The organism is Myroides sp. (genome assembly GCF_032073645.1).
Lineage (GTDB): Bacteria > Bacteroidota > Bacteroidia > Flavobacteriales > Flavobacteriaceae > Flavobacterium > Flavobacterium odoratimimum.
Genome location: NZ_DAMANB010000006.1, coordinates 125,286 through 149,002, shown reverse-complemented (window position 1 = coordinate 149,002; position 23,717 = coordinate 125,286). Strand labels below are relative to the sequence as shown.

The 23,717-nt window shown below is 33.3% G+C and carries 17 protein-coding genes; 7 read left to right on the top strand and 10 right to left on the bottom strand.

The genetic code is table 11. The features are described from left to right. The first annotated feature begins 93 nt into the window (after nt 1-93). The gene (locus tag RT228_RS06685) at nt 94-1,506 is read left to right on the top strand and encodes a PLP-dependent aminotransferase family protein (RefSeq protein ID WP_016649477.1); all 1,413 of its coding nucleotides are present in this window, start codon (nt 94-96) and stop codon (nt 1,504-1,506) included. A gap of 64 nt (nt 1,507-1,570) precedes the next feature. Here RT228_RS06685 and RT228_RS06680 read toward each other — a convergent pair whose 3' ends face one another. Both RT228_RS06680 and corA read right to left on the bottom strand, forming a co-directional pair. Then, nucleotides 1,571-2,605 carry an LLM class flavin-dependent oxidoreductase gene (locus tag RT228_RS06680; protein WP_039329459.1) on the bottom strand — a complete coding sequence of 345 codons (1,035 nt, stop codon included), beginning with the start codon at nt 2,603-2,605 and terminating at the stop codon, nt 1,571-1,573. Between the two features lie 1,272 nt (nt 2,606-3,877). Next, nucleotides 3,878-4,963, bottom strand: coding sequence for a magnesium/cobalt transporter CorA (corA, locus tag RT228_RS06675; RefSeq protein WP_006258964.1), 1,086 nt, complete (start codon nt 4,961-4,963; stop codon nt 3,878-3,880). A gap of 79 nt (nt 4,964-5,042) precedes the next feature. Here corA and hutI point away from each other — a divergent pair, with 79 nt between their 5' ends. The 4 genes from hutI to RT228_RS06655 are packed head-to-tail and all read left to right on the top strand — an operon-like array spanning nt 5,043 to nt 9,395. After that, a complete protein-coding gene (gene hutI / locus RT228_RS06670) occupies nt 5,043-6,284 on the top strand; it encodes an imidazolonepropionase (protein ID WP_006258966.1) in 1,242 nt (413 codons plus the stop codon). A 39-nt stretch (nt 6,285-6,323) separates the two neighbouring features. Then, a complete protein-coding gene (locus RT228_RS06665) occupies nt 6,324-7,367 on the top strand; it encodes a formimidoylglutamase (RefSeq protein WP_006258967.1) in 1,044 nt (347 codons plus the stop codon). A gap of 2 nt (nt 7,368-7,369) precedes the next feature. Next, on the top strand, nt 7,370-8,044 hold the full coding sequence (locus RT228_RS06660) for a response regulator transcription factor (RefSeq protein ID WP_006258968.1): 675 nt from the start codon (nt 7,370-7,372) through the stop codon (nt 8,042-8,044). Nucleotide 8,045: 1 nt separating this feature from the next. Continuing rightward, complete coding sequence (locus RT228_RS06655) at nt 8,046-9,395, top strand: sensor histidine kinase (protein ID WP_006258969.1); 1,350 nt, start codon at nt 8,046-8,048, stop codon at nt 9,393-9,395. A gap of 3 nt (nt 9,396-9,398) precedes the next feature. Here RT228_RS06655 and aroC read toward each other — a convergent pair whose 3' ends face one another. Next, a complete protein-coding gene (aroC, locus tag RT228_RS06650; RefSeq protein ID WP_313138525.1) occupies nt 9,399-10,466 on the bottom strand; it encodes a chorismate synthase in 1,068 nt (355 codons plus the stop codon). A gap of 180 nt (nt 10,467-10,646) precedes the next feature. Here aroC and RT228_RS06645 point away from each other — a divergent pair, with 180 nt between their 5' ends. Both RT228_RS06645 and RT228_RS06640 read left to right on the top strand, forming a co-directional pair. Further along, a complete protein-coding gene (locus tag RT228_RS06645) occupies nt 10,647-11,141 on the top strand; it encodes a GNAT family protein (RefSeq protein WP_313138524.1) in 495 nt (164 codons plus the stop codon). A 736-nt stretch (nt 11,142-11,877) separates the two neighbouring features. Continuing rightward, nucleotides 11,878-12,741: a hypothetical protein gene (locus RT228_RS06640; RefSeq protein WP_313138523.1), complete on the top strand. Its 864-nt coding sequence runs from the start codon at nt 11,878-11,880 to the stop codon at nt 12,739-12,741. A gap of 49 nt (nt 12,742-12,790) precedes the next feature. Here the strand turns inward: RT228_RS06640 and RT228_RS06635 are convergent, their stop codons facing one another. The 7 genes from RT228_RS06635 to RT228_RS06605 all read right to left on the bottom strand — a co-directional run bounded on the left by RT228_RS06635 (nt 12,791) and on the right by RT228_RS06605 (nt 23,709). Further along, on the bottom strand, nt 12,791-14,569 hold the full coding sequence (locus RT228_RS06635; RefSeq protein WP_006265216.1) for an aminopeptidase P family protein: 1,779 nt from the start codon (nt 14,567-14,569) through the stop codon (nt 12,791-12,793). A gap of 156 nt (nt 14,570-14,725) precedes the next feature. Then, the gene (locus RT228_RS06630) at nt 14,726-15,859 is read right to left on the bottom strand and encodes a hypothetical protein (protein WP_313138522.1); all 1,134 of its coding nucleotides are present in this window, start codon (nt 15,857-15,859) and stop codon (nt 14,726-14,728) included. Between the two features lie 262 nt (nt 15,860-16,121). Next, nucleotides 16,122-16,832 (bottom strand): sterol desaturase family protein, encoded by a 711-nt coding sequence (locus RT228_RS06625; protein ID WP_313138521.1) that lies wholly within the window; start codon nt 16,830-16,832, stop codon nt 16,122-16,124. Between the two features lie 115 nt (nt 16,833-16,947). Next, a complete protein-coding gene (locus RT228_RS06620; RefSeq protein WP_006258977.1) occupies nt 16,948-18,435 on the bottom strand; it encodes a S41 family peptidase in 1,488 nt (495 codons plus the stop codon). 328 nt (nt 18,436-18,763) lie between these two features. After that, nucleotides 18,764-20,263, bottom strand: coding sequence for a calcineurin-like phosphoesterase C-terminal domain-containing protein (locus RT228_RS06615; protein WP_313138520.1), 1,500 nt, complete (start codon nt 20,261-20,263; stop codon nt 18,764-18,766). Continuing rightward, the gene (locus RT228_RS06610) at nt 20,263-22,056 is read right to left on the bottom strand and encodes an alkaline phosphatase (RefSeq protein WP_230456725.1); all 1,794 of its coding nucleotides are present in this window, start codon (nt 22,054-22,056) and stop codon (nt 20,263-20,265) included. Before RT228_RS06610 ends, RT228_RS06615 begins: the two co-directional genes overlap by 1 nt. Nucleotides 22,057-22,119: 63 nt before the next feature. Further along, entirely contained in the window at nt 22,120-23,709 is a 1,590-nt protein-coding gene (locus RT228_RS06605; protein WP_006265209.1) for a RagB/SusD family nutrient uptake outer membrane protein, read from the bottom strand. Nucleotides 23,710-23,717: the final 8 nt, after the last annotated feature.

Sequence of the window (23,717 nt, the reverse complement as noted above, 5' to 3'; positions counted from 1 at the left end):
CCTTTGATTTGATTTTATATCTAATCTCTATTTTGTATTAAATAGCCTTAGATTGATTTAAATTCATTTACTTATTTCATACACTTTATTAATATGCTTAGACCTTGGCCCTTACAAATTCAAATTATTAATACTGAAAAAAAAGCTATCTATCTCCAAATAGCTGACGCTATTATAGAAGCTATAAAAACAGGTCAACTAAAAGAGGAAGAAGCCCTACCAGGAAGTAGAAAGTTAGCAGAAATCTTAGGAGTAAATAGAAATACAGTTATAGAAGCCTATGATGTCTTATTAAGTGAAGGTTGGATTATGTCCAAATCGCGTAGTGGAACTTACGTCTCTAAACTTGCTGACATAAATATAACTCCTCTCAATAAAATTCCTATAAAAAAAGAAAGTAAATCAACTATTCAATACAATATCACCGTTGATGATGGAAACCCTGATACTTCTATTGCTCCTGTTGAAGAATTAGCAAGAGCTTATCGCCAAATATTTAAGCGAAAAGGAAAGTGGCAGATGATGGGATACTCATCTCCTCTAGGATTATTTGAGTTTAGAGAACATATTAGTAAAATGCTAAATCATTGGCGAGGTATGCAAGTAACTGCCGAAGAAATATGTATTTCTAGAGGAAGTCAAATGGCAATGTACCTTATCGCTCAAGTACTACTAAAGAAAGATGACTATATTATAGTAGAACATCCTGGATATAGAAAAGCATGGCACACATTTGAGCATGCTGGAGCAAAATTGTTATATGCTAATGTAGATGAACAAGGAATTGATATCAATCAAGTCGAAAGTCTTTTAAAAGAAAACAAAAGAATTAAAGCTATTTATATTACTCCTCACCACCAATATCCAACTACAGCAACCCTTAGTTTACAGAGAAGATATAAGCTGATAGAGCTCTCTAACTTGTATAACTTTACTATTATAGAAGATGATTACGACTATGAATTTCATTACGGACATAGACCCGTTATGCCGATTAGTAGTCTTCCGAATGTACTAAACTACGTATATATAGGAACATTAAGTAAAGTCGTAGCTCCTTCTCTACGTATCGGTTATATAGCGACTAACAATGATCTGATTCAAAAAATAGGTGAACTAAGAAGTATCATCGATGTACAAGGTGATAATATCATGGAACAAGCTATCTTACAATTAATGGATGACGGGACCATAAGAAAACATTTAAAAAAAGCACATAACTACTATAAAAGCAAGAGAGATATAACTGCCGATTTACTAGAGAAGAACCTTAAAGAACAAGTAAATTATACAATCGCTGATGGAGGGTTAGCAATATGGTTAGTTCCTAAAAAAGAAACAGATTGGGACAAACTCAAAAAGAAACTAGACCTAGATAAAATTGCTTTTATGGGGCCTGAAAGGTTCTCCTATAGTGATAAATTACAAGGGATTAGATTTAGTTTCGGATCATTGTCAGAACGACAAATAGAAGAAGCTATACTATGCTTAAAAAGACATTTATAACAAAAATGAATTCCTTTAGTAAAGACTTTACTAAAGGAATTCATTTTTGTTATAATCATTGGTATTATTTACGCAATGCTTTTTTAACTGCAGGAGCAATTTTAGTACCTAATAGCTCTATGTTTTTCATCTGTGTTAAGTGATCAGGCGCTCCTAAGTCACTGTGCATTAACCAACGTGTTAAACCAAACATCTCTTGATGATATAAAATCTTATCTACTACTTGATCCACATCTCCTATGAATAAAGCACCGTCTCTACTTCTTCCTCCTTCATACTGCTCATAAGTGTAAGGTTGCCATCCACGTGATGCCCCTATTCTATCCATCTGTTCTTTATATACAGGGAAATAATCTTTAGCTAAAGCATTTCCGTCTACTCCTACTAATCCATGTGAGTGCGTAGCGATCTGCATTTTACTAATATCATGACCTGCATTAATATACTCTTGTTTATAGTAGTCAAAGAATGGTTTATACTGTTCTGGCATTCCACCAATAATAGCGAACACAAGAGGCAATCCTAATTTAGCCGCTCTTAATACAGACTCTGGTGTTCCTCCTGCTGCAATCCATACATCCATTGGCTGTTCACTTCTTGGGAAAACCTGCTGTTCTTTTAGAGAAGCTCTGTGTTTTCCTGTCCAGGTCAATGGACCATCTATTGCATTGATATTCAACAATAAATTAAGTTTTTCTGTAAACAACTCATTGTAATCATTAAGATCATATCCAAACAAAGGGAATGACTCTATAAAACTTCCACGTCCTACTGTAATCTCTGCTCTACCATTAGACATAGCGTCTATAGTAGAGAATGATTGATACACACGTACAGGATCATTAGAGCTCAATACAGTAACAGCACTCGTCAACTTGATATTCTTAGTTACTGTAGCTGCACCAGCTAATATAATATCTGGAGTAGAGACTGCGTAATCTTTACGGTGATGTTCTCCTATACCGAAAACATCCAATCCTACTTCATCCATTAACTTAACTTCCTCTATAATCTCATTTATACGTTGTGTACTTGACTGATAACTATTGTTTTGTTTGTCGAATTTTAAATCCCCAAACATGCTAATTCCTATTTCCATCTTTATCATTTTTTATTATACTATAAAATTACTCCTATTAATATGGATTATACTTAATCTATATTAAGATATACACAGCCAGATATTGTCAATAATGCTCTAGCCCTGTATAAAAGCTTAATATTATTCAAAGAAAATGACCAAAAAGGCATTTTAAGTTAAAAAAACAGCTTGTTCAAACATAAAAGTATTACAGTTTTCTACATTTAATTAAAGAACTTAATCTCTTTTAGTATAATTTGAAGTTGTAAGAGATATAGATTAACAATCAAAAAGTTTTATTCGCAAAAAGGACACTTTTAATAAGTTTTAGCGTCAAATTAGGAAATTATACTGTGCTTTTTTTATACTTTTGTCCTACAAGATTAATAATAAAGAAGAATAGAAGTATAAATACTAGATTTTTTAATACTCCTTACTTATTACAAGTAAATCTTACGTCTTATCTAAGTAAGACACTATCATTCAGTATTTTAATACTTAACAAAGAGACTGAGTGCTAAAAAAGAACTATCATAGAACATAACGTTCTATTTAAGTTATAATGTTGTTTCCTATTATGAAAGCTCTATTGTTGTTGATAGAGCTTTTTTTTATTGTATCCTATAGTAATTTTTAAACGTTACTAAAACAGCAAAATTACTTTGATTATCAATAAGTAATATATCCTTAAAGATCATTAAAAATTAGAAAACTAAGTGCATGTTCTTCGGGAGTTTATTGGGCAGTCTTTGGGTGCTCTTCGGAAAACTGCCCCTCAGTCCGAACAAATACTGAACTCTTCCGAAGAGCTTCCGAATAAATGGGTGTATCAAAAACTAATAAACACTGGTAATGAGGTGTTTATGATTTAATAAATGGAAATAAATAGACTTTTTTGGAAATATTGAGAAATATTTGGAAAAGAATGGAAAAAAGTGGAAGTAAGCACTTTTTCTTCGAAAGAAATAGCTAAACAACTATTTCTTTCTTCAACTCTTAAAATATTGAAAGCTCTACCAAATACTCTATCAAGATTAGTTTAATATTTCTTTGCTATCCATCATAAAACAAAAATATTGTTTTAAACCCAGATTAAGCGATAGACATAGAAACGAAAAGTAATTATACAAAATAGCTCTGAATTTAAGAAAAAAGCATACTGTAGTATGGTTTTAGAAGAAATAAAAAAGATATGAAGTAGAATTGCTTTGCAGTCTTTGGCTAATGCTTAATCTGGGTTAAACTTTCCTTCCCAACTTTTACAGTCAATATAATATAACTAGAAGTTTATTAGAACCATTTTCTCCATTTAAAATAACTTATCATGAGAACAACCAGTCCTAACATTACCCATAAAGTATAGAAATAACCATTCTCTGTTTTTAATTCTGGCATATTCTCAAAGTTCATTCCATACACTCCAACAATAAATGTTAGCGGAATAAAGACTACAGATACAATAGTCAATACCTTCATGATCTCATTCATTCGATTGCTCTGAGAAGAGAAATAATAGTTGGTAGCACTATCTAGTTTGTTTAGATTATAATCTATCTGATCGAGCATTTCATAGCTTTTATACTGTAATCGGTCAAAGAAAACAATACTACTTCTGCTGATTTGACTCTCTACATTCTTTTTATCATGCTGTGTTTTTAGGTTGTATAGCACTTCTCTTAGCGGTATAATAGCTCGTTTTACCTCTTGTAGTTGTTGAGTATATTCTTCTATACTTACCAGAATTTGCTTGTGATATTTAGTTCTAGCCTCTAAAAGAATCTGCTCTACATTATCTTCTATCAAGTCTAAGGTTACAAAATAACTCTCCATTAAAGAATCTAATAAGCCATACAATAGATATCCTGAATCTTTTCTTCTTATTTGTCCTGTTTTGGTTCTAATACGCTCTCTGATCAAATTAAAGAAAGCTCCTCTTTTCTCTTGAAATGACAACAGTACATTCTCTTGGAGGATAAAGCTTATCTGTTCTATCCCTACTAGAATATCTTCATTAGAAGACGGCAAAATGGCCTTAACACTAAAGAACAGTGTATTATCTAACTCCTCTACTCTTGTTCTTCTAGAGAAATTTAGAATCTCTGCCATGATATAAGATTCTATATGAAAAAAACTTCCAACTTCTTTTAATAAATCTATATCATGTAGTCCATGTAGATTAAACCACTTTATAGAATTAGGAGATGCTGCTAATAATATCTCTTCTATTTCCTTCAAACTTAAATCATTGTACTCCTCGAATGTATTCTCATCGTAGATAAACAATTGCATAGAAATAGGTACCTCTGGAAAAGAACCTGCATATTCTAGAGAATTTGGCTGAAGTTTTCTAGTTTTCTTATATTTAACTCGTCTCACATTTTGTAAATTTGCTTAAAGATAAAAGTTTTTAGACTTTTATCTCATTTATAAGCCTAAAAAAACAACTCAAACAAATATGAAAACACTAATTAAGAATATAAAAGAAATACTACAAGTTAGAAATGAAGCTATAGAGAAAGTATCTGGAGCTGATATGGCAACTTTACCTAAGCTAGACAATGCATATCTAATTATAGAACACGACTTGATAGCGGATTATGGTACGATGGACACTTGTCCTAATGAAAGTGAAATGGATCAAGTAATAGATGCTACTGGGAAAACCATCTTACCTACATGGGTAGATAGTCATACACACTTAGTCTATGCTGGTAATAGAGAATTAGAGTTTGTAGACCGCATCAATGGGCTTAGTTATGAAGAAATCTTCAACAGAGGTGGTGGTATCTTAAACTCTGCAAAAAAACTACAAGAAACTTCAGAAGAAGATTTATATGAACAATCGCGCAAACGTTTAGAAGAAGTAATCAGTCAAGGTACAGGAGCTGTTGAAATAAAATCAGGATACGGATTAACAGTAGAAGCCGAGCTTAAAATGCTACGCGTGATTAAAAAACTAAAAGAAAACTATCCTATAGCCATTAAAGCTACATTCTTAGGTGCTCACGCCTTCCCTACTGAATATAAAGATAACCACCAGGGATATATCGACCTTATAGTCAATGAAATGATCCCAGCTATTGCTAAAGAAAACTTAGCTGAGTATGTAGACGCTTTCTTAGAGACAGGTTATTTCTCTTGTGAAGAGACAGAGCGTATCATTAAAGCAGGACAAGAACACGGGCTTATTGCTAAAGTACATGTTAACCAGTTTACTGCTATTGGAGGAATCGAAACTTGTGTAAAAAACGGTGCTCTATCAGTAGATCATCTAGAAATAGTAACAGACGAAGATATCGAAATTCTAAAAGGAAGCAAAACAATGCCTGTAGCCTTACCTACATGTTCTTTCTTTATTTCTATTCCTTATACTCCTGCTAGAAAGATGTTAGAAGCAGGTCTACCACTAGCTTTAGCTTCTGATTCTAATCCTGGTACTACACCGTCTGGGAATATGAACTTTGTCGTAGCTACAGCATGTATCAAAATGAAAATGACTCCTGAAGAAGCGATTAATGCAGCTACAATAAATGGAGCTTATGCAATGGGACTACAACAAGAGTACGGTAGTATAACAAAAGGTAAAAAAGCTAGTTTAATTATCACAAAACCACTAAATTCATTTTATGAATTACCTTATGCTTTTGGTTCTAACCTTATAGATCAGGTAATTCTAAATGGAGAAATACAAAAATAAAAGATACCCTAGTATCAATTGCATCACAACAACATCGCTATGAACAAACAAAAACTAGTGTTATTTAAGAAAACTGATTTGGTTGCCTTGACCAAATTCAGAAGTGGGGAAATCAAATTTGGAGAAAGAGTTCACACTTTAGAGTCAGAAGAGAATTGGCATAACGAATTAGCCGCTACAGACGCTAAATATGCTATTATTGGTATTCCTGAAGATATAGGTGTAAAAGCTAATCTAGGCCGTACAGGTACTTCTTCTGCTTGGCAAAATTTCTTAAACAGCCTTTTAAATATTCAACACAACAGATTCTGTAAAGGAAGTTGGACTACGTTAATTGGCCATTTAGATTTCAGTGAAGAACAAAAAGAAGCAGAACAACTAGACCCCAATAATAGAGAAGATCGCAAAAGACTCTTCGAACTAGTGTCTCGTATAGATAAAGAGGTGTCTCATACCATCGCTAAAATTGTAAAAGCAGGCAAAATACCTATTGTTATAGGTGGTGGACATAATAATGCTTACGGTAACATTAAAGGACTTGCCTTAGCCAAGGGCAAGGCTATTAATGTAATCAACTTTGATGCGCATACAGATTTTAGACCACTAGAAGGAAGACATAGCGGTAACGGGTTTTCTTATGCATTCGAAGAAGGTTTTTTAAAGAACTACTTTATCTTTGGTCTTCATGAGAACTATACTTCTAAGACTGTTTTTGGGGATATAAAACTTCATGCAGACCGCGTTAAGTATAATACTTATGAGCAAATACGCATTCGCAAAGAGAAATCTTTTGACACCGAATTACTAACTGCTCAACGACATATCGAAAACAATACTTATGGTATCGAAATAGATTTAGATGCTGTGCCACTAGTAGCTAGTAGTGCTATCACGCCTACAGGGTTCTCTGCTGAGAGGTTGAGACAGTTCATTCACTACTTTGCTAAATCTAAGAATGTTGGATATCTTCACATCTGTGAAGGGGCTCCTTCTTTAGATTTCGAGCAAAACAGCCATCTTGTAGGAAAGTTAATCACTTATTTAGTAACAGATTTTATCAAATCAAATACAGAAAAAATTTAGTCTTGAATATATTACTTGTCGAAGACGATTCTCGCATCAGTGATTTTATCGTCAAAGGTTTAAAGGAAAATGGTATGCAAGTACAACTTGTTGCTTCTGGAGAAGAAGCTAGAGATCTTATTCTCAGTACTGATTGGGATCTTATCTTAATGGATATAATGCTTCCAGGTATAGATGGTATTCAGTTAACCAAAATGATTCGTTTTAAAAAGAACTATACCCCTATACTGATGTTAAGCGCTCTAAGCGAAACCACTGATAAGATATCTGCTCTAGACAGTGGTGCTGATGACTACCTAACGAAGCCTTTTCACTTTAGCGAATTACTTTCGAGAATTAATGCCTTGACAAGACGAACTAAATTTAATTACGAAAAAAAAGACCATATCTATATCTGTGGTGATTTAAAAATAGAACCTGAAAAACATCTAGTCACACAAGGAGATAAAACAATAGATCTGTCACCTAGAGAATACAAATTATTACTTTTCTTATTAGAAAATAAAGATCGCGTAGTCTCTAGGATGCAGATTCTAGAACGAGTATGGGGAATACAATTTGACACCAATACCAATGTAGTAGATGTCTATATTTCTTATCTAAGAAGTAAAATAGATGAATCTAAAGGAAAAATAATACACACCATAAAAGGAACTGGCTATATGCTACAAGAATGATATGAATTTACGCACTCGTCTTACCACATACAGTACTATAGTATTCGGCATAGTATTTTTTATTGCATCACTTATTATATTCTTAGCTTACTTCTCTAAGACACAAGAGTCTGTGTTTAGTAATCTGAAGAATACCACCCTCCTATCTGCAATATATTACTTAGAACAAGACGAACTATCTCATACAGAACATTCTGTTGTAAAAGAAGAGTTTAGAGCCACTATTCAGTCTAAAAATGTAGCTGTATATAACTTTAGTAATCAGTTATCCTATGGAGCTCTAGTTAATGATCCTGTACTGACAAACGCTATTTTAAACAAAACAAGAACAGATAAATCACATCGATTCAAAGCAAATGACTTTTTTTATTACGGAATATATTACCCTGATAACCAAGGGGATTTCGTAGTATATACGAGAGAGTCTACAGCTGACTTTATGAATCAGATGAGAAGCCTTATTCTTATCCTGTGCATTGTACTTGTAGGAGGCTTACTAGCTATTTATTTTTTAAGTAAGTACATCTCTAATATCGCCTATAAGCCCCTTAAGAATATTGTGCAGCAGGTAAATGAGGTAAACTACTCTAATCTAGAAAACGGTATAGAAGTACCGAAAACAAATGATGAATTAGAAGAATTAATCTCTACTTATAACCACCTGCTAATCAGACTATCTGAAACATTCTTGATTCAAAAGAACTTTATTAACTATGTCTCTCATGAGTTTAAAACTCCCCTTACTGCTATCAGTGGTAACCTAGAAGTTTTTGCTCAGAAAGAACGTTCTCCTGAAGAATATAATCAAGTAGTCAAAGAAGCTTTAAAAAATGTGTACAAAATAGAGAACATCTTAAGTAACCTTCTTTTATTATCAGGATTAAAAAACACAGAGAAAGACGCTAGTCTATTTAGAATAGACGAGATAATCTGGACTATATATGAAGCATTACAAGATAAATTAGCAGAGCTACAGACTACCTTAGAGATAAATATCAATGTAGATGACTTCACTAAACTAGAGTATAAAGGTAATGAAACGCTAATCCATCTAGCATTATACAATATTGTCGAAAATGCTGTAAAATACTCTAATAGCAAACCTGTTTCAGTAGAGCTGTCTCTACATAACAATAGGCTACAACTAGAGGTAAAAGACCATGGAAAAGGTATCTCTGAAGAAGAACTTACTTTTATAAAACAAACATTCTACAGAGGTAAAAATGTCGGAGATATTAAAGGAAGTGGTATAGGACTGTCCCTTGCTACTATCATCTTTGAACAACATCACATTAAATTCGACATTATTTCTCAGTTAGAACAAGGGACAATTATTACTTTAACATTTTAAAGTTTATTTTCTTTTGAAACCAAACTGTTCGATATAAAAATCTAGAAGAGTGATTGCAGTCATTGCCTCTACGATAGGCACTGCACGTGGTAATACACATGCATCGTGTCTCCCCTTCCCTTGTACAGTCACCACCTCATGTGCGGTATTAATAGACTGTTGGTCTTTCATTAAGGTAGCAGTTGGTTTAAAAGCAACTTTAAAATAAATATCCATTCCATTACTTATACCGCCTACTATTCCTCCTGCATTATTGGTTGTTGTAGAGCCATCAGGAAGGATAGAATCATTATGCTGACTACCTCTCATCTTTGTCCCTTCAAAACCACGACCAAACTCTACTCCTTTAACAGCATTGATCCCAAGCATAGCTTTAGCCAAATCAGCATCAAGTCGATCAAATACAGGTTCTCCTAATCCTACAGGCACGTTCTGTACCACGCAGATAATAGTTCCTCCTATAGAATCCCCATCTTTTTTAACTTCCTTAATTAAAGTCTCCATTTCTACTGCTTTAATAGGATCAGCACAACGAACAGGATTGTTCTCTATCTCGTTCAAATCTAATTCACTGTATTTTTTCTCAACAGCAATATCTCCTACTGAAGACACATAAGCTGTTATTTTTATTTCTTTTAATACTTGCTTTGCTATTGCTCCCGCTACTACTCTACTGGCAGTCTCACGAGCAGAACTACGCCCACCTCCTCTGTGGTCACGATGTCCATATTTTTCATCATATACATAATCTGCATGACTCGGACGATAAATATCTTTGATATGATCATAATCCTTTGATTTTGAATTTGTATTTTCAATTACAAAACCTATAGGAGTACCTGTTGTCTTCCCTTCAAATATTCCTGAAAGAAACTTTACTTCATCCGCTTCTTTTCGCTGTGTAACTATCTTAGATTGACCTGGTTTACGTCTGTCTAATTCCAACTGAATTTGTTCTAAATCTAACTCTATTCCTGCTGGACAACCGTCTATAATACCACCGATCGCTACTCCATGAGATTCACCGAAAGTAGTTACTCTAAATCTATTGCCATAAGTATTACCTGCCATATTCATGTATTTTATACAAGTTTACCACTTTTCTAAGTTTTGCACCTTGTTATTCTAGATATTTTTTGACAAAGTTACTTTCTAGACCTTACCTTATTTACTCCCAAAGTCCTTCTATATTCCCTAACCACTTCCTTTTTTAAGCAGATATCGATATATTTGTAATTCAAAATAAAACAAATGATTATACTAAAACCATTTACCAAAACGGATGCCCCAATAATTATAGATTGGAATTTTACAGAAGAAGAACTACTACAGTTTGGAGGAACTGCATTTACACATCCTCTTACAGAGGATCAAGTCTTGGCTTTCATGAAAGTAGAAAACTCTTTATTCTTTAAAGCAATTGACACTGATAATGACACCGTAATTGGAGTTGGCGAAATTATTTTGATGGAGAATAATGCTACTAAACTAGCTCGTATAGTGGTAGGTGATCGAAATAATAGAGGAAAAGGTTATGGACAAAAGATGATGCAAGCCTTTGTAGATTATTGTCTAAATGATATCCAAAGTGATTCTGTTATCCTTAATGTATTTGATTGGAATATTGGAGCTATTAAATGTTATGAAAAAATAGGCTTTACCTTTGCTGATGTTACTATGAGAAGTTTTGATCTACCAAATGGAGAACAATGGTTTAGTAAACAAATGGACTATACTAAAAAGTAACCACTTACGATAGCTATTATATATATTTCTATTTTCTAGTGACAAAGTTGCTAGTCGATCTAAATTTGCAACAGATTATTTCCTTAGTGACTCCGTTATAATATTTGTTTTAACGGACTCACTAAGGACTCGAATGTCTAGTCCTTCTATAACTGTACAACTATAGTTCACAATCCTACTTAGTACTGTACAGTCTTATAGTATTCCTTCTATTCTTTTATAATTCCTCTTATTTAAAAGATCTTATCTATAATCAGGTTTTAGTTTAAAGATAACAGATATCAGCTCGATTCTAATTTTCATCTTTACTACTGCTGATAAAGGTTATTTTCTGTACAGAAATCACATTTTATTAAACTTAAAAGACATCTTTAAGCAAGATGAATACATTCATAGCAGTACAAAACACTGCTTTTATAAATAAATATAGTTTTCAAAGAGGAAAAAAACAGTTCTTTTTAGACCATTTAAGTATTTAAAGTCAATTTATATAGATTCCTCATAACCTGTTTTTCTTACTTTATATTTCAATACTAAAATCTTCTAAACACCACGATTATACAGACATTAAGCCCTATCCGAACATTGACTATAATGCAATAGTATACCATAAATATTTAGCTATTAATAATTTTAACACAGGAATAAATATTTAAATTAAAATATTCTTGTTTGTTTTTATAGAAAAATTATATAAATTGTCCTTAACAAAACCTAACTAATCAAACAACTTATTATGACACTTGAATTATTTGAAGAACTCTCAGATGTCCTGGGGGTATTCGTAGAGAAATTTACTAACCTCAACATTAAAACGAACAAGCATTCTCTAGCTTGGCAACGATTTCATTACAATTATTTTGATTCTATGACAACTACGCTGTATAAGTCATTAGTTCACTTAAACTATGCGACTATACAACAAGAGAAAGACAATGTCCAATATGCAGAAGCATTCTCATTAGTACTAGATAAAAATTTTAAACAAGTAAGAGATATTAACTTTGACAAGTTTGAACCTAAAGTTCAACAGCAGATTTTGAAAGTAGTGCTAGGTGATCTTCCCTTTTTAACTAAAGGACTGAACGAAGATACTTATCATTACATTAAATTTAATTGTTTAAATAGAGAGAATAGACTATGTGGCTTAGGAGGAACTTTATTTAAAGACTCTAAAACAGGAGAACTCATTCTAAACTTATTCTACTTAAACATTCGTAATGAACGCATTGATTCTTTATTAGAAGTAGACTTCTATATGAAAGACAAGGCTAAATATATAAAGCTGTATAGAGAATTAGCATTAAGTAAAGTAACCACACCACAGGCTCTAAAAGAAGTACTAGATAAAAAGAATATCTCTAGTGTAGACTTTAATAATGATTTTATCTATTTCTTTGGAGAAGGGTACCTTACCTTTTATGATAAGAGAAAGTACCTACAGAGTTTAGAACTTGTATTCTTTACAAAGAATTCATTCGAAGAGATTGCTGATGTATGTGGCTTTAACTCTACTGAGTCATTGATCACAAAGTACAAAAAATTTGAAAGTAACGGATATAATCCTATTATTCGCTACTCAAACATATTACAAGCGTAATAAAAGTAAAAAAGGTTGATTCAAATGAATCAACCTTTTTATATGTAACTTAAATTGCTTTTGTCTTTTCTTTTAACCAAGCAGCTTCTTCTGCTGATAATTTTGATTCTAAAGATTCATACACCCATTGATTATAGTTATTTAACCAATCAATATGTACTTGATCTAATAGTGACTTCTCTACTAAATCTGTTGCGATATAACAGATGGTGATTGTTTCGAAATCCATAAAATCACCGAATTGATTAGAAGCTAAATCCTTAGATACTACTAAGTTTTCGATACGAATACCGTGCTTACCTTCTCTGTATAATCCTGGTTCTATAGAACTGATCATTCCTGGCTCTATCGCAATATCTACTGCAGCACCATTAAAAGTATGAGGCCCCTCGTGTACGTTCAAGAAGAATCCTACTCCATGACCTGTACCATGTCCATAGTTACGCATAGTAGCCCAGATAGGACGACGTGTTATAGCATCGATTTGATATCCTCTAGTACCTTTAGTGAAGATAGCCATAGATCCTTCTATCGTTCCTTTTAAAACAATAGTGTAATCTTCTTTTTCTTCTTGAGTCAACTGTCCTAAAGATACCACACGTGTAATATCTGTAGTTCCTGTCTCGTATTGTCCACCAGAATCTACTAATAGCAATCCTTTAGCCTCTAATTTATAGTTGCTATCCAATTCTGCCTTATAGTGTGGTAAAGCTCCGTGATCTTTATATCCAGCAATAGTGTCAAAACTAATATCTTTAAAACCTGGCTGTTCTGCGCGTAATCCTCTTAAATGATCTGCAATACTCATCTCAGATAATTCGCCTGAAGCTACATTTTCTTCTATCCATTTAAAGAATTTGGTCAGTGCTACACCATCATTAATCATGGCATGTCGCTCATGATTTAACTCTACTTCATTCTTCACTGCTTTTAGCATAGTAGACGGATTCATATCCTCTAAGATAGTTACCCCCTCAGGAACAGAATCATAAGTAGCAAAACAAGTACGCTTAGGATCTAATAAGATAGTTTCGCTTGTTCCTAGTGATTTTAAGTAATTTCTTACTTCCTCATAAGGTTTGATTAAGATACCATATCCTTGTAACTCCTCAGCTGTACCTTTATCTAATTTCTTAGAATCAATGAATAAGATAGATTTATCCTGGCTGATAAATACAAAACCAAGTGTAACAGGATTACATTTTACATCTGTACCTCTTATATTCAATATCCAAGCTAAATCATCTAAAGATGAAATTAGGTGACATGTCGCTCTTTTTTGTTTTAAAACTTTGCGTACAGCTGCTATCTTATCTGGAGTAGATTGTCCTGTAATAGAAATAGGTAATGTATAAGCTGGCTCTGTTGGCAAAGCTGGTCTATCATTCCATATTACATCTAATAAGTCTACATGACCGTCTACCTTGATATTTAAAGGTCCTAATATAGTATTTACAGCATTCGCCACTGCTAATGAAGCTAAGTTACCATCAAAGGCAACTGTATTACCTGCTTGTAATTTATCTCCTAACCATGACACATACTCAGGTGCATGTTGAACTTTTAATTTTACTAACTCAAAACCAGATCCTTTTAACTGCGCTGGTCCTTGTACAAAATAACGAGAGTCAGTCCATAATCCAGCAAAGTCTTGTGTAATCACTAATGTTCCTGCTGAACCACTAAAACCAGATGTCCAAACTATACACTTATAATAATCTGGTAAATATTCACTGATATGTGGATCTGAAGAAGGGATAATGTATCCATCAATTCCTCTCTCCTTCATCAGTGAACGTATCTTCGATAATTTTTCTAAATATGTCATTACGATAATAAATTTTTCAAGCTAAAGGTACAAAATGACGAGTACTACAAAAAGATAAATCTGTTAAATTAGAATAGTTTTTACTTCTGTAGATACTAGCTTAATTTCTAATCCCTTAAATGCAAAAAAGCCAACATTTAGTTGGCTTCTTTTATTTTATTTCTGTTCGTCTAAAATGTGAGTTGGCTTAATCGTAGAATTTAACCTTAGTATTTGTTTACTTAATACATCTTCAAAAGTAAAGTCTTTTAAATGAACATCTCTTCTAAACAACTCTGGATTGTTCACTAAAGCGATTATAAAGTCTGAAAACACCTTATTACTCATAACTGTTGGATCTAGTACAGCACGTGCTCGTACAAGCTTCTTATCAGATCTCCTATAATAATCAAAAACATACTGATTAGGCTTTTTCCAATCGCGCTTACCAAAGTTTTCAAAGTAAACATCTGAGATAGATTCCTTATTATTGGTCCTAGCAGTTACCCTTTTTTTGTCAAAACCAACGTTTATCATTGAGGCAACATTTAGATACACCTCTTCTCCTTCTACTACAGGGCAAGCTTGTTCATAGATTAGAATCATATTTCCCTCTCTTTGTAAGAATATATAATGTAACTCCTTATTTTCATTTTCGATTTTCCATACCATGCGCTCTTTTTTATCATCTAATGAAGAGTACAAGATAGCAGGAGTAGCTAATCCATTTATCACTACTTCTTGCTGTTCTAAGTCTTTCTGCCATGTTGTTACCCATTGTCCATCTACATACTCTTGCTTTAAAGGTAATAGGCTCCCTTCATGTAAGTCATAGAACTGCCCACGTATAGAATCATTCTTATCTAACTCACTAGATAATAGTGTATAGTAATGATAATCATGATCTGTAGTATAACGATATCTCGGAATAGCATCTTCATAATAAACGATATCAAGATCATTAGATACATTCTCTTCTACTAATAGTCCTTTATATATCTCCCCTTCTTGATATATAGCCTTTACCTGTATTGTATCTTGTTTATTCTCTACCTCTATATATGCCTTAGCTTGCTGATCATAAAGTGAAATAAACTTTAATCGATCCGTTAACATAGATAATGTATTAGGATATGATGCTGTCTTCTCTACAACTTTCAAACTATCATTAACAGTAGAAGTCTCTACTAGATAACTAATATCCTTCAACTTAAGAGTATCTCTATGTATAGAATCTGTCACTGTAGTATGATCTTGCGCATATAGTACTCCTCCTATACTTAGTGCCAATAATACAATACCCTTTTTCATATTTTTCTTTTTAAATAACATAGTATGCATAATCCTAAACTCCTTGTCTAAAACCATGAATATCAAATTTACAAATTTCAAATGACAAAAAAATAAAATTACGTTTCCAAAAACAATTAAATAGATAGTTATAAACCACTATATAGATATAGACACCATTATATATCAACACCTTACAAAAGGAAACAAGTAAATCACATCATTATAATGATAGCAAAAAAATTAGTACCCTACTAATATTCAAACGTTTACAAGACATTTATTATATTTTTCGATACGTTTTAAAAAGTTTGTCCCATAATAAAGTGTAAAAACCATAATTACAGTTCGGATCTTGATGATGAATATTGTGAAACAAGGTAAGACACAGTATATCTCGTGTCCAACGTTCAAAGTAAGTATTCTTAAACACATCCTTGTCTATATGACCTATAGTTCCCCAAATAAGATTAATAAATAAATAAAGTCCTATCGAAAAAGTGTCAAAAGGATATATACACAACAACAAGATAAACAGTAGCCCAAAACCAATAGCCTCTAGTGGATGTAATACAAATAAACTTATCGCATTAACACTGTTGTGCTCATGATGTCTTAGATGCGCTAATGGATAAAAAATCGGGATATGAGCTAATCTGTGAAATACATACATTAGAAAGTCCATACCAATCACTAGTCCTAATGTTTGTAGAGCTATAACAGTGATAGAGCTACCTTCTAATACATGAATATACCCATAATTATACAACCCTACTCCTAATACAAAAACGGCTGCATTACACAGCAAAACAACAAATGATAATATTAGATCTCTTCTAGTAATCTCCTGCTTTACTTCTTGGATATACTCTCCCTTCTTACATCTGTTTAGAGTCAAATACAATCCAATAGATACAGCATAGAACAGTATATTCAAAACGATACTAAAAAGGATTAGTTGTGTAATAGACATTCCGATCACTAGATCTAACATGATTCTCTATTTATATTATTAATAATCAAACTTACAAAAAACATATAATAAAAAGGATGACTGCTTGAGTCATCCTTCTACATCTTATATCTATATTTATTTAGAGTATTCTTAATTACTGTTCTTCATTTTGAGCTTGTCTCTTTAGCAAATCTAAAGCAAATGTAAGCTCAGGGTCTTCTTCATTCAATATACTTCTATAAAAGGCTTTTTCATCTACTGTATAATCTGGTAATACTCCTCTACAGCCTTTCTCTGTACTAATTGAATTATTAAAAAACACTTCTGATCGAGGCAAATCAACTATTGTCTGCGTATTAGGTAGTTTATAATTAATAAACCAAGATGCCGTAGTGAAGTTACTACAGGTACGTGTCTCTTGTCCTATGATAATCCCTCTTTTATTCTCTTTAAATAAAGAAGCAAAATACGCTGCTGCTGATACTGTATTATTATCTATCAATAACATCGTATTCCCTTCAAAGAAATATCGATCACGAGGATAGTTCTCTACATAAGACTCATCTAATCGATTATTACCATAGTAGTACTCATCTCCTTCTACCTCGCTCTTATCATATCGCTGGAACATAAAGTTATTCATATTCTTAATATCCATATCAGAATACTGTCTACCACTAGCATCTATAAGATTCTCACGTACATTGATATCTATTACCTTAGTTGCATATCTGTAATTGTTTTTAAACACTTTTTCTTGTGATATAAAAGAGTAAAACAAAGGAATATTACTTAGATATCCTCCTCCATTACCTCTGATGTCAATAATTAAATTCTTTACTCCTTCTTCATTAATCTTCTCAAAGAAAGAACTTAATTTCTGGTAGGCGAACTCTTCTGAAAAAGCAAAAGTCTTAATCGTTAGGCAGTATGTATCGTCATTGACCTTCTGTCCATAGATTCCATAAGAATAACTAATGATATCTACTGGCAATATAGCTTTCTGTACATTGTAATAGTTTCGTGCATAGTTAACTGCCTTTAATGTAGCTTCTTTACTCTCTACAGCATTTAGACTATCAAGATAAGTGATTTTATACTCTTGCTCAGGACTCATTAAAGACACATAGAACGAAAAGTCTTTAGCATCATCAGCTTCTATACTTCCATCCGTTGTTACATTAATACGCTTTAAGTAGTCTTCTGATTTTACATCATTTACTTTGGTAATTATACTTCCCACAGGTATAGTAGGATTGTGTTGATTCACAAACACCTTTCCATCATAAACAATGGTATTAATTGGGAAAAAAGAAGTTTCCTTTGTAAAATCCTCAAAAACGGTACTATCTGTACTCAAAGAGGAATGAGCATCGTGAATTAGAGGAATCGGATTAGATAACAAGAAATTAGCATAAGAAGGATTCTCTTCTAGTTTTTTTCTTATTTCTGCAACTTTTGCATCCAAGTCCTTTTCACTAATAGTTCGAAATGGATTAGGATGTTGCTTTTTTATAATATTAATAAGTATATCAAAATCATTTAAATAATCTTCTTTCGTCAACTCCGAATATTTCTTCTGTCCTAATACAAAAGAACTACTCAATAATAAGGCAATTAATAATAAACCTTTTTTTATCATTCCTGTTCTCAATTAAATTATCTAAAATAAAGAATTTATAGCATTTTAAAACATTATTCCAAAAGCAATTTATGCAAATCTCTTTATTTCCTAAGCATACAAAGATAAAGTTAAGCATATACCTACGCAACTTTTACTAGTATGTATATTATAACAGCTAATTCTCATTTTTATTATTTTATAAAAGTTAAAAAAACAATCTTTTTTAAAATAACCTACTTTGTGCTTTTAAATAGAGTTCAAAAAAGAAAGGTGACCTCGCCAGGCCACCTTCCAATACAAACACTACTAATCTAAAAAGTTGAAACAACAACTTCTTACAACAAAACTATTTTGGGGTCCACAAGACACGATTCTCCACATGATTAAGACCGTATCTAGGATCAATAGCTTTTACTTTAATTAACTGAGGGCCTTCTTTTAACCCCTTAGGTATTGGCATACGCCATAAATGTTTACTCTTCCTTTTAGCGTCTACTAAAGGAGAGGTTTTCATATTTTTATATCGCCCTTGATTCTGTAGCTCTATTAAACGGGTATAATGAGGGTCTACGCCTTCATAGTACTCCATCTTTTGCCAACTTACACCATCGAAGCTTATTTCAACATCTGTATTTAGATCTGCCGCAAATACATTTGCATAAACATATCCATCGTTTAAGTGTTCTAAACTCTTATCCCACTCTTGTACTTCTGGAGTCCAAATCTGAATCTGTTTATCCTCAGCTCTACCAGATACTTTATAGGATAAGTTATAATCTCCTTTTTGTGTTTCTAGTGTCCAGTATCCCTTCCAAGTACCATCATACATCATAGCAAAAGGAATACCTTCGATATCATGAGGCCCTTGCCACCACGCACCACAAACAGCTCCAGCTACTAATTGATGTACAGGTTTTTTATTATCTCTTTCAAAGTACTGATGATACTGTGTATGTGTATGTCCTACAGCTACAAAGACTTCTTTATAGTCCTTAAACAAGTCTAGAAACTCCTGCTTATCTTCCATAAACTCAATAGGAATATGCATCATCACTTTTACTTTATCATACTTTAGAGCATAACGAGCTAGTACATTTTGTATAAAAGCTTTTTGTACCTCATCTATTGTTCCTATATATTCTTTGTCATTTACAGGAAGTATATTATTAAGTACTAAAATAAGCTCCTCTCCATATTCTAATGCATAATAAGATGGGCCAAAAGCTTTCTTATAACTACTATCTCTATCTTGAAGTGTTAGACCTGATCCAAAGTTTAAATCATGATTTCCAACCACATAATATATAGGGCTACCGATTACACCTAATGCCTGTGATAAAGGCTCAAATACTTCTAAACGATCAAAAGCTAAATCTCCAAGCGGAAAGATTAAATCTGGAGGTGTGGTAGCTAATTCGCTTACCACGAGTTTTTCTACGTGATGAATATCATCCATTACATCCGACTGCAAATCTCCCAATAAAACAGCCTTTAGAGGTTTATCTTCCTCTTGCTTATACACAGGAAAATCATAACCCTTATGTTCTTCTCCAAAGGGAATATAAAACTCAACTTTATTTGACTTTGACAAAGGAGACTGATATCCTGAAGGCTTGATTAAAAAGATTTGACCTTGTTCTAAACTGTTGATCTTATACTCACCTTTAGCATTAGTCACTACTAAATCCTTGCCATTACTGATCAAAACATCTTTTAACAAAGGTTCTCCTTTATCGTATTGCCTATTTTGATTGCTATCTTCAAAAACTCTACCTTTTACTTGTGTCTGTTGTGCCCAAGCTCCACTCGTTATAATAAGACTTATACCTACTAATAAGCGCTTCATTAGTTATCTAGATTTAAGAGTTTTATAATCTTATGGTACACTTCATTATTCTCATAAGCACCTCTAAACTCACCCGATTTAGGCCCGTAAGCAAAAATAGGTACCATAGCTCCTGTATGATCATGAGAAATGAAATCTCCTTCAATAATACCTTGTTTTACGTCTCCTTGTGGAATTGCAAAACCACCTGTCTCGTGATCTGCTGTTATAATAACTAACGTTTGCCCGTCTTTATCTGCAAATTTTAAAGCTTCTGTTATCGCTTTATCGAAGTCAATTCCCTCTGTTACAATCCCCCCTGTATTATTAAAATGACCATAAGAATCTATTTTAGCTCCTTCTACCATTAAAAAGAAAGGTTGATTTCCTTTTGACAAAAAGTCTAAACTGTGTTTAGTAGATTGGGCTAAAACGTCTGTTCTTCCTTCTATCACACCTTTTAATCCTCCTTCTCCTAAGAAATAACCAACACGAGCATCCTTACTGGTACTAAGCTGTTCTACTTGCTCTAGTAAAGTAAACTCTTGCTTTAGATTCACATTGTTAAAAGACTTCTTTCCTCCACCTACAAAGAGAGAAAGTTGACTTTTTAATAAATCTTGAGCTATTAGTGAGCTATCATCTCTATCTTTTTGATGTGCATAAAAAGCAGAAGGCGTAGCCCCTGTTAATTCATCTGTGGTAATTACTCCCGTTTTATAATTAAACGGCGCTAAGTACTCCGTCATATTCTTTAAAGGCATTCTGTCCATCCCCATCCCAATAGAGCGGTTATAGGTTTTCTGACCTGTTGCTAAAGCAGTCCCTGCTGCTGCAGAGTCCGTTGTAAAATCATCTCCTGCTTGCGTTTTGATCAAGCCTACACTCTTCAGCTGAAGTAAACTTAAGTCACCTCCATTTGCTAAAGCTGCAGAAGATATCTGCGTCAGCCCATTTCCATCCCCTATAAGAAGAATAACATTCTTAATTGGTAAATCCTTATCATCATTTGCAAATGTTGGCTTATAGACCTCAGATACTGTTTTATTATGATATACAGCACGATCTAAGTTTTTTAAGTATGTCTGTGCTAGATAAGGATTATCAGTATTGATAACATCAATGCCCATATCATAAAACGCCTTAAATGCTGTTTTCCCATCAGGAGTTCCCCAAAAGCGGACTTGTTTACCTTGCTTGTGAACTAAGTCTATTACTTCTTGAAGTTTTTGTCTTTCTTCTTCTACCATGCGCCCCTTACCATTCCAGACAGAGTAGTCTTTAAAATTAAGACTTACCATGGCTACTCGTTCCCATAGCATTGCATTTTTTAAAGGAGTTAAACTCTGGTGATCTAATTTTACATAGGTTGGATATTGTTCAAAAACTTTTGTATCTGGCTTATTTCCAGAAATAACAAAAGTGATATCTTGTTCTTTAATTAATCGTTCATACTTCTTCAGTACTGGTAATAATAGCTCCATAGACTGATTTGCATTTGATTTTAAATCAATTAAAAAACTAAGTCCCTTTGCCTTACCGATACCTAATTGAATAGCTTTTTCTAATGATTCCAAATACAAGCTTTCTATCGTTCTATTCACTTGTACAGAACTTACTTCGTGTGCTACATATAACTTGCCTTGTTCTATGACTAAATCAATCTCTATGGACTCTGCTCCATTAGAGTAAGCCGTCCAGAAAGGAGTAGATTGATGATAATCATTATGAGAGTGTATTTTATAATTTTTTGATTGAGCATTAGCCATTAAAACACTCGAAATAAAGGCTATAGATAAAAAAAGTCGTTTCATTGTGTTGCATAAAAAAGAGGGCTAGCCCCAAAAAGGTAGCCCTCAATTGGTTTTGAAATTAAATTACCATCCTACGTTTTGTTGTATTCCTGATGATTGTACAGCCCTATTTGGTATTGGCCATACGTGCATATAACTTGAATCAAAGTTTCTAGCTTTCCATACCTCTGATACCTTATAAGGAGAATCAGGGTTAGAACGATCTTCGTGAATTCTTCCATAAAGAGGTTTTCCATAAGCCTCTTTTGCATCTCCCCATCTTACTAAGTCAAAATGTCTATTTGCAAATTCTCCAGCTAACTCTACTCTTCTCTCATGTTTTAAGTCAGTCATTGTCGCCCCATTCTTAGGTGCTAATCCAGCGCGCTTACGTACCTGATTTAATGCCTGATCACCATTCTGCCCTAACATAATTTGAGCTTCTGCCTTCATTAGTAAAATCTCAGCATAGCGCATTAGAGGAACATTGTAATTCGTTGTAGGTTTATCTCCATTCATATTGATAAACTTCCCTAAAGCATCTTCTGTACTATACTCATACATATACTTGTTAAACTGAAGTCCAGACATCGAGTTCTCTGAAGAGTATCTTTTGGTCTGTCCAAAGTAGCTGAAATCATCTCCAAAGACTAATAGCGTTACTGCTCTACGTGCATCCCCTTTTTCGAACTCTTGGTATAACCCCTCAGTAGGTGTAAAATACCCCCATCCGTTATAAGCTCCCCATCCTTTGTTCTCTAACATACAGCCCGGAAGAATACTTCCTCCTTCTATTCCAGAGTTTACAGACCAGATATACTCACTCTTCCAGTTGTTTAAAGCACTGTGTAATTCTCTGTAATCTTTAGAAGGATTACCTGTATTGACAAGTGCTCTTCCTGATCCAGAATTTGTAACTGCGTCTGCATACTTAATTACTTCATTAAACTTAGAAGAGTCATATTGTGCCCAATATAAATAAGTCTTTGCGATATAGGCTAAAGCAGCATCTTTATGTGCTCTACCATAATTATCAGCTGAATAAGAAGTAAAAAGAGGTAATAACTCTGATGCTTTTGTCAAATCCTGAACGATATGGTCATAGTTCTCAATCACGCTTTTTGGCCTTGTATAGCTTCCTGCTGGCTGAGACATATTAGCCTCTGTAATAATAGGCACACCACCGTTATTTCCATTATCTCCATACGTATGCGCTAGCCAGAAATAAAAGAAACCACGCATAAAATAAGCCTCACCTAGTACTCTCTTCTTTAATGATTCGCTAATTTTCATTCCAGGAACATTAACAATGATATCATTAGCTCTTCGGATTACTTTATAAGCATTTTGATAAATACCATTGATATAGCCCTCATCCCCGTTTAGGTTAAAGTTTTTAATGTTATCTGCTGTTGCATTAAGACGTCCTGTTACCATATCGTCAGAAGCATTAATATACCAAAAGAACCCTCTCCCGAACATTTCATCTTCCATCATCATCTGATACAAGCTATTAGCCGCCTCTGTAGCATCCTGTTCTGTTTTCCAGAAGTTTTCATAAGATGTATTCCCTTTTGGATCTAACTCTGTAAAATCAGAACTACAAGCTCCTAGTGATAAGATTGCTGATAAACCTAATACTAAGCTATATTTAGATAAACTATATTTTTTCATAATTATAA

Excerpts from the sequence above, each read along its gene's own strand:
- RT228_RS06615 (WP_313138520.1), bottom strand. The coding sequence starts at position 20,263 with ATGAAGCGCTTATTAGTAGGTATAAGTCTTATTATAACGAGTGGAGCT.
- RT228_RS06630 (WP_313138522.1), bottom strand. The coding sequence starts at position 15,859 with ATGAAAAAGGGTATTGTATTATTGGCACTAAGTATAGGAGGAGTACTA.
- RT228_RS06655 (WP_006258969.1), top strand. The coding sequence starts at position 8,046 with ATGAATTTACGCACTCGTCTTACCACATACAGTACTATAGTATTCGGC.
- RT228_RS06610 (WP_230456725.1), bottom strand. The coding sequence starts at position 22,056 with ATGAAACGACTTTTTTTATCTATAGCCTTTATTTCGAGTGTTTTAATG.
- RT228_RS06635 (WP_006265216.1), bottom strand. The coding sequence starts at position 14,569 with ATGACATATTTAGAAAAATTATCGAAGATACGTTCACTGATGAAGGAG.
- RT228_RS06625 (WP_313138521.1), bottom strand. The coding sequence starts at position 16,832 with ATGTTAGATCTAGTGATCGGAATGTCTATTACACAACTAATCCTTTTT.
- RT228_RS06685 (WP_016649477.1), top strand. The coding sequence starts at position 94 with ATGCTTAGACCTTGGCCCTTACAAATTCAAATTATTAATACTGAAAAA.
- RT228_RS06665 (WP_006258967.1), top strand. The coding sequence starts at position 6,324 with ATGAACAAACAAAAACTAGTGTTATTTAAGAAAACTGATTTGGTTGCC.
- RT228_RS06605 (WP_006265209.1), bottom strand. The coding sequence starts at position 23,709 with ATGAAAAAATATAGTTTATCTAAATATAGCTTAGTATTAGGTTTATCA.
- RT228_RS06645 (WP_313138524.1), top strand. The coding sequence starts at position 10,647 with ATGATTATACTAAAACCATTTACCAAAACGGATGCCCCAATAATTATA.
- hutI (WP_006258966.1), top strand. The coding sequence starts at position 5,043 with ATGAAAACACTAATTAAGAATATAAAAGAAATACTACAAGTTAGAAAT.
- RT228_RS06680 (WP_039329459.1), bottom strand. The coding sequence starts at position 2,605 with ATGGAAATAGGAATTAGCATGTTTGGGGATTTAAAATTCGACAAACAA.
- aroC (WP_313138525.1), bottom strand. The coding sequence starts at position 10,466 with ATGGCAGGTAATACTTATGGCAATAGATTTAGAGTAACTACTTTCGGT.
- RT228_RS06640 (WP_313138523.1), top strand. The coding sequence starts at position 11,878 with ATGACACTTGAATTATTTGAAGAACTCTCAGATGTCCTGGGGGTATTC.
- RT228_RS06620 (WP_006258977.1), bottom strand. The coding sequence starts at position 18,435 with ATGATAAAAAAAGGTTTATTATTAATTGCCTTATTATTGAGTAGTTCT.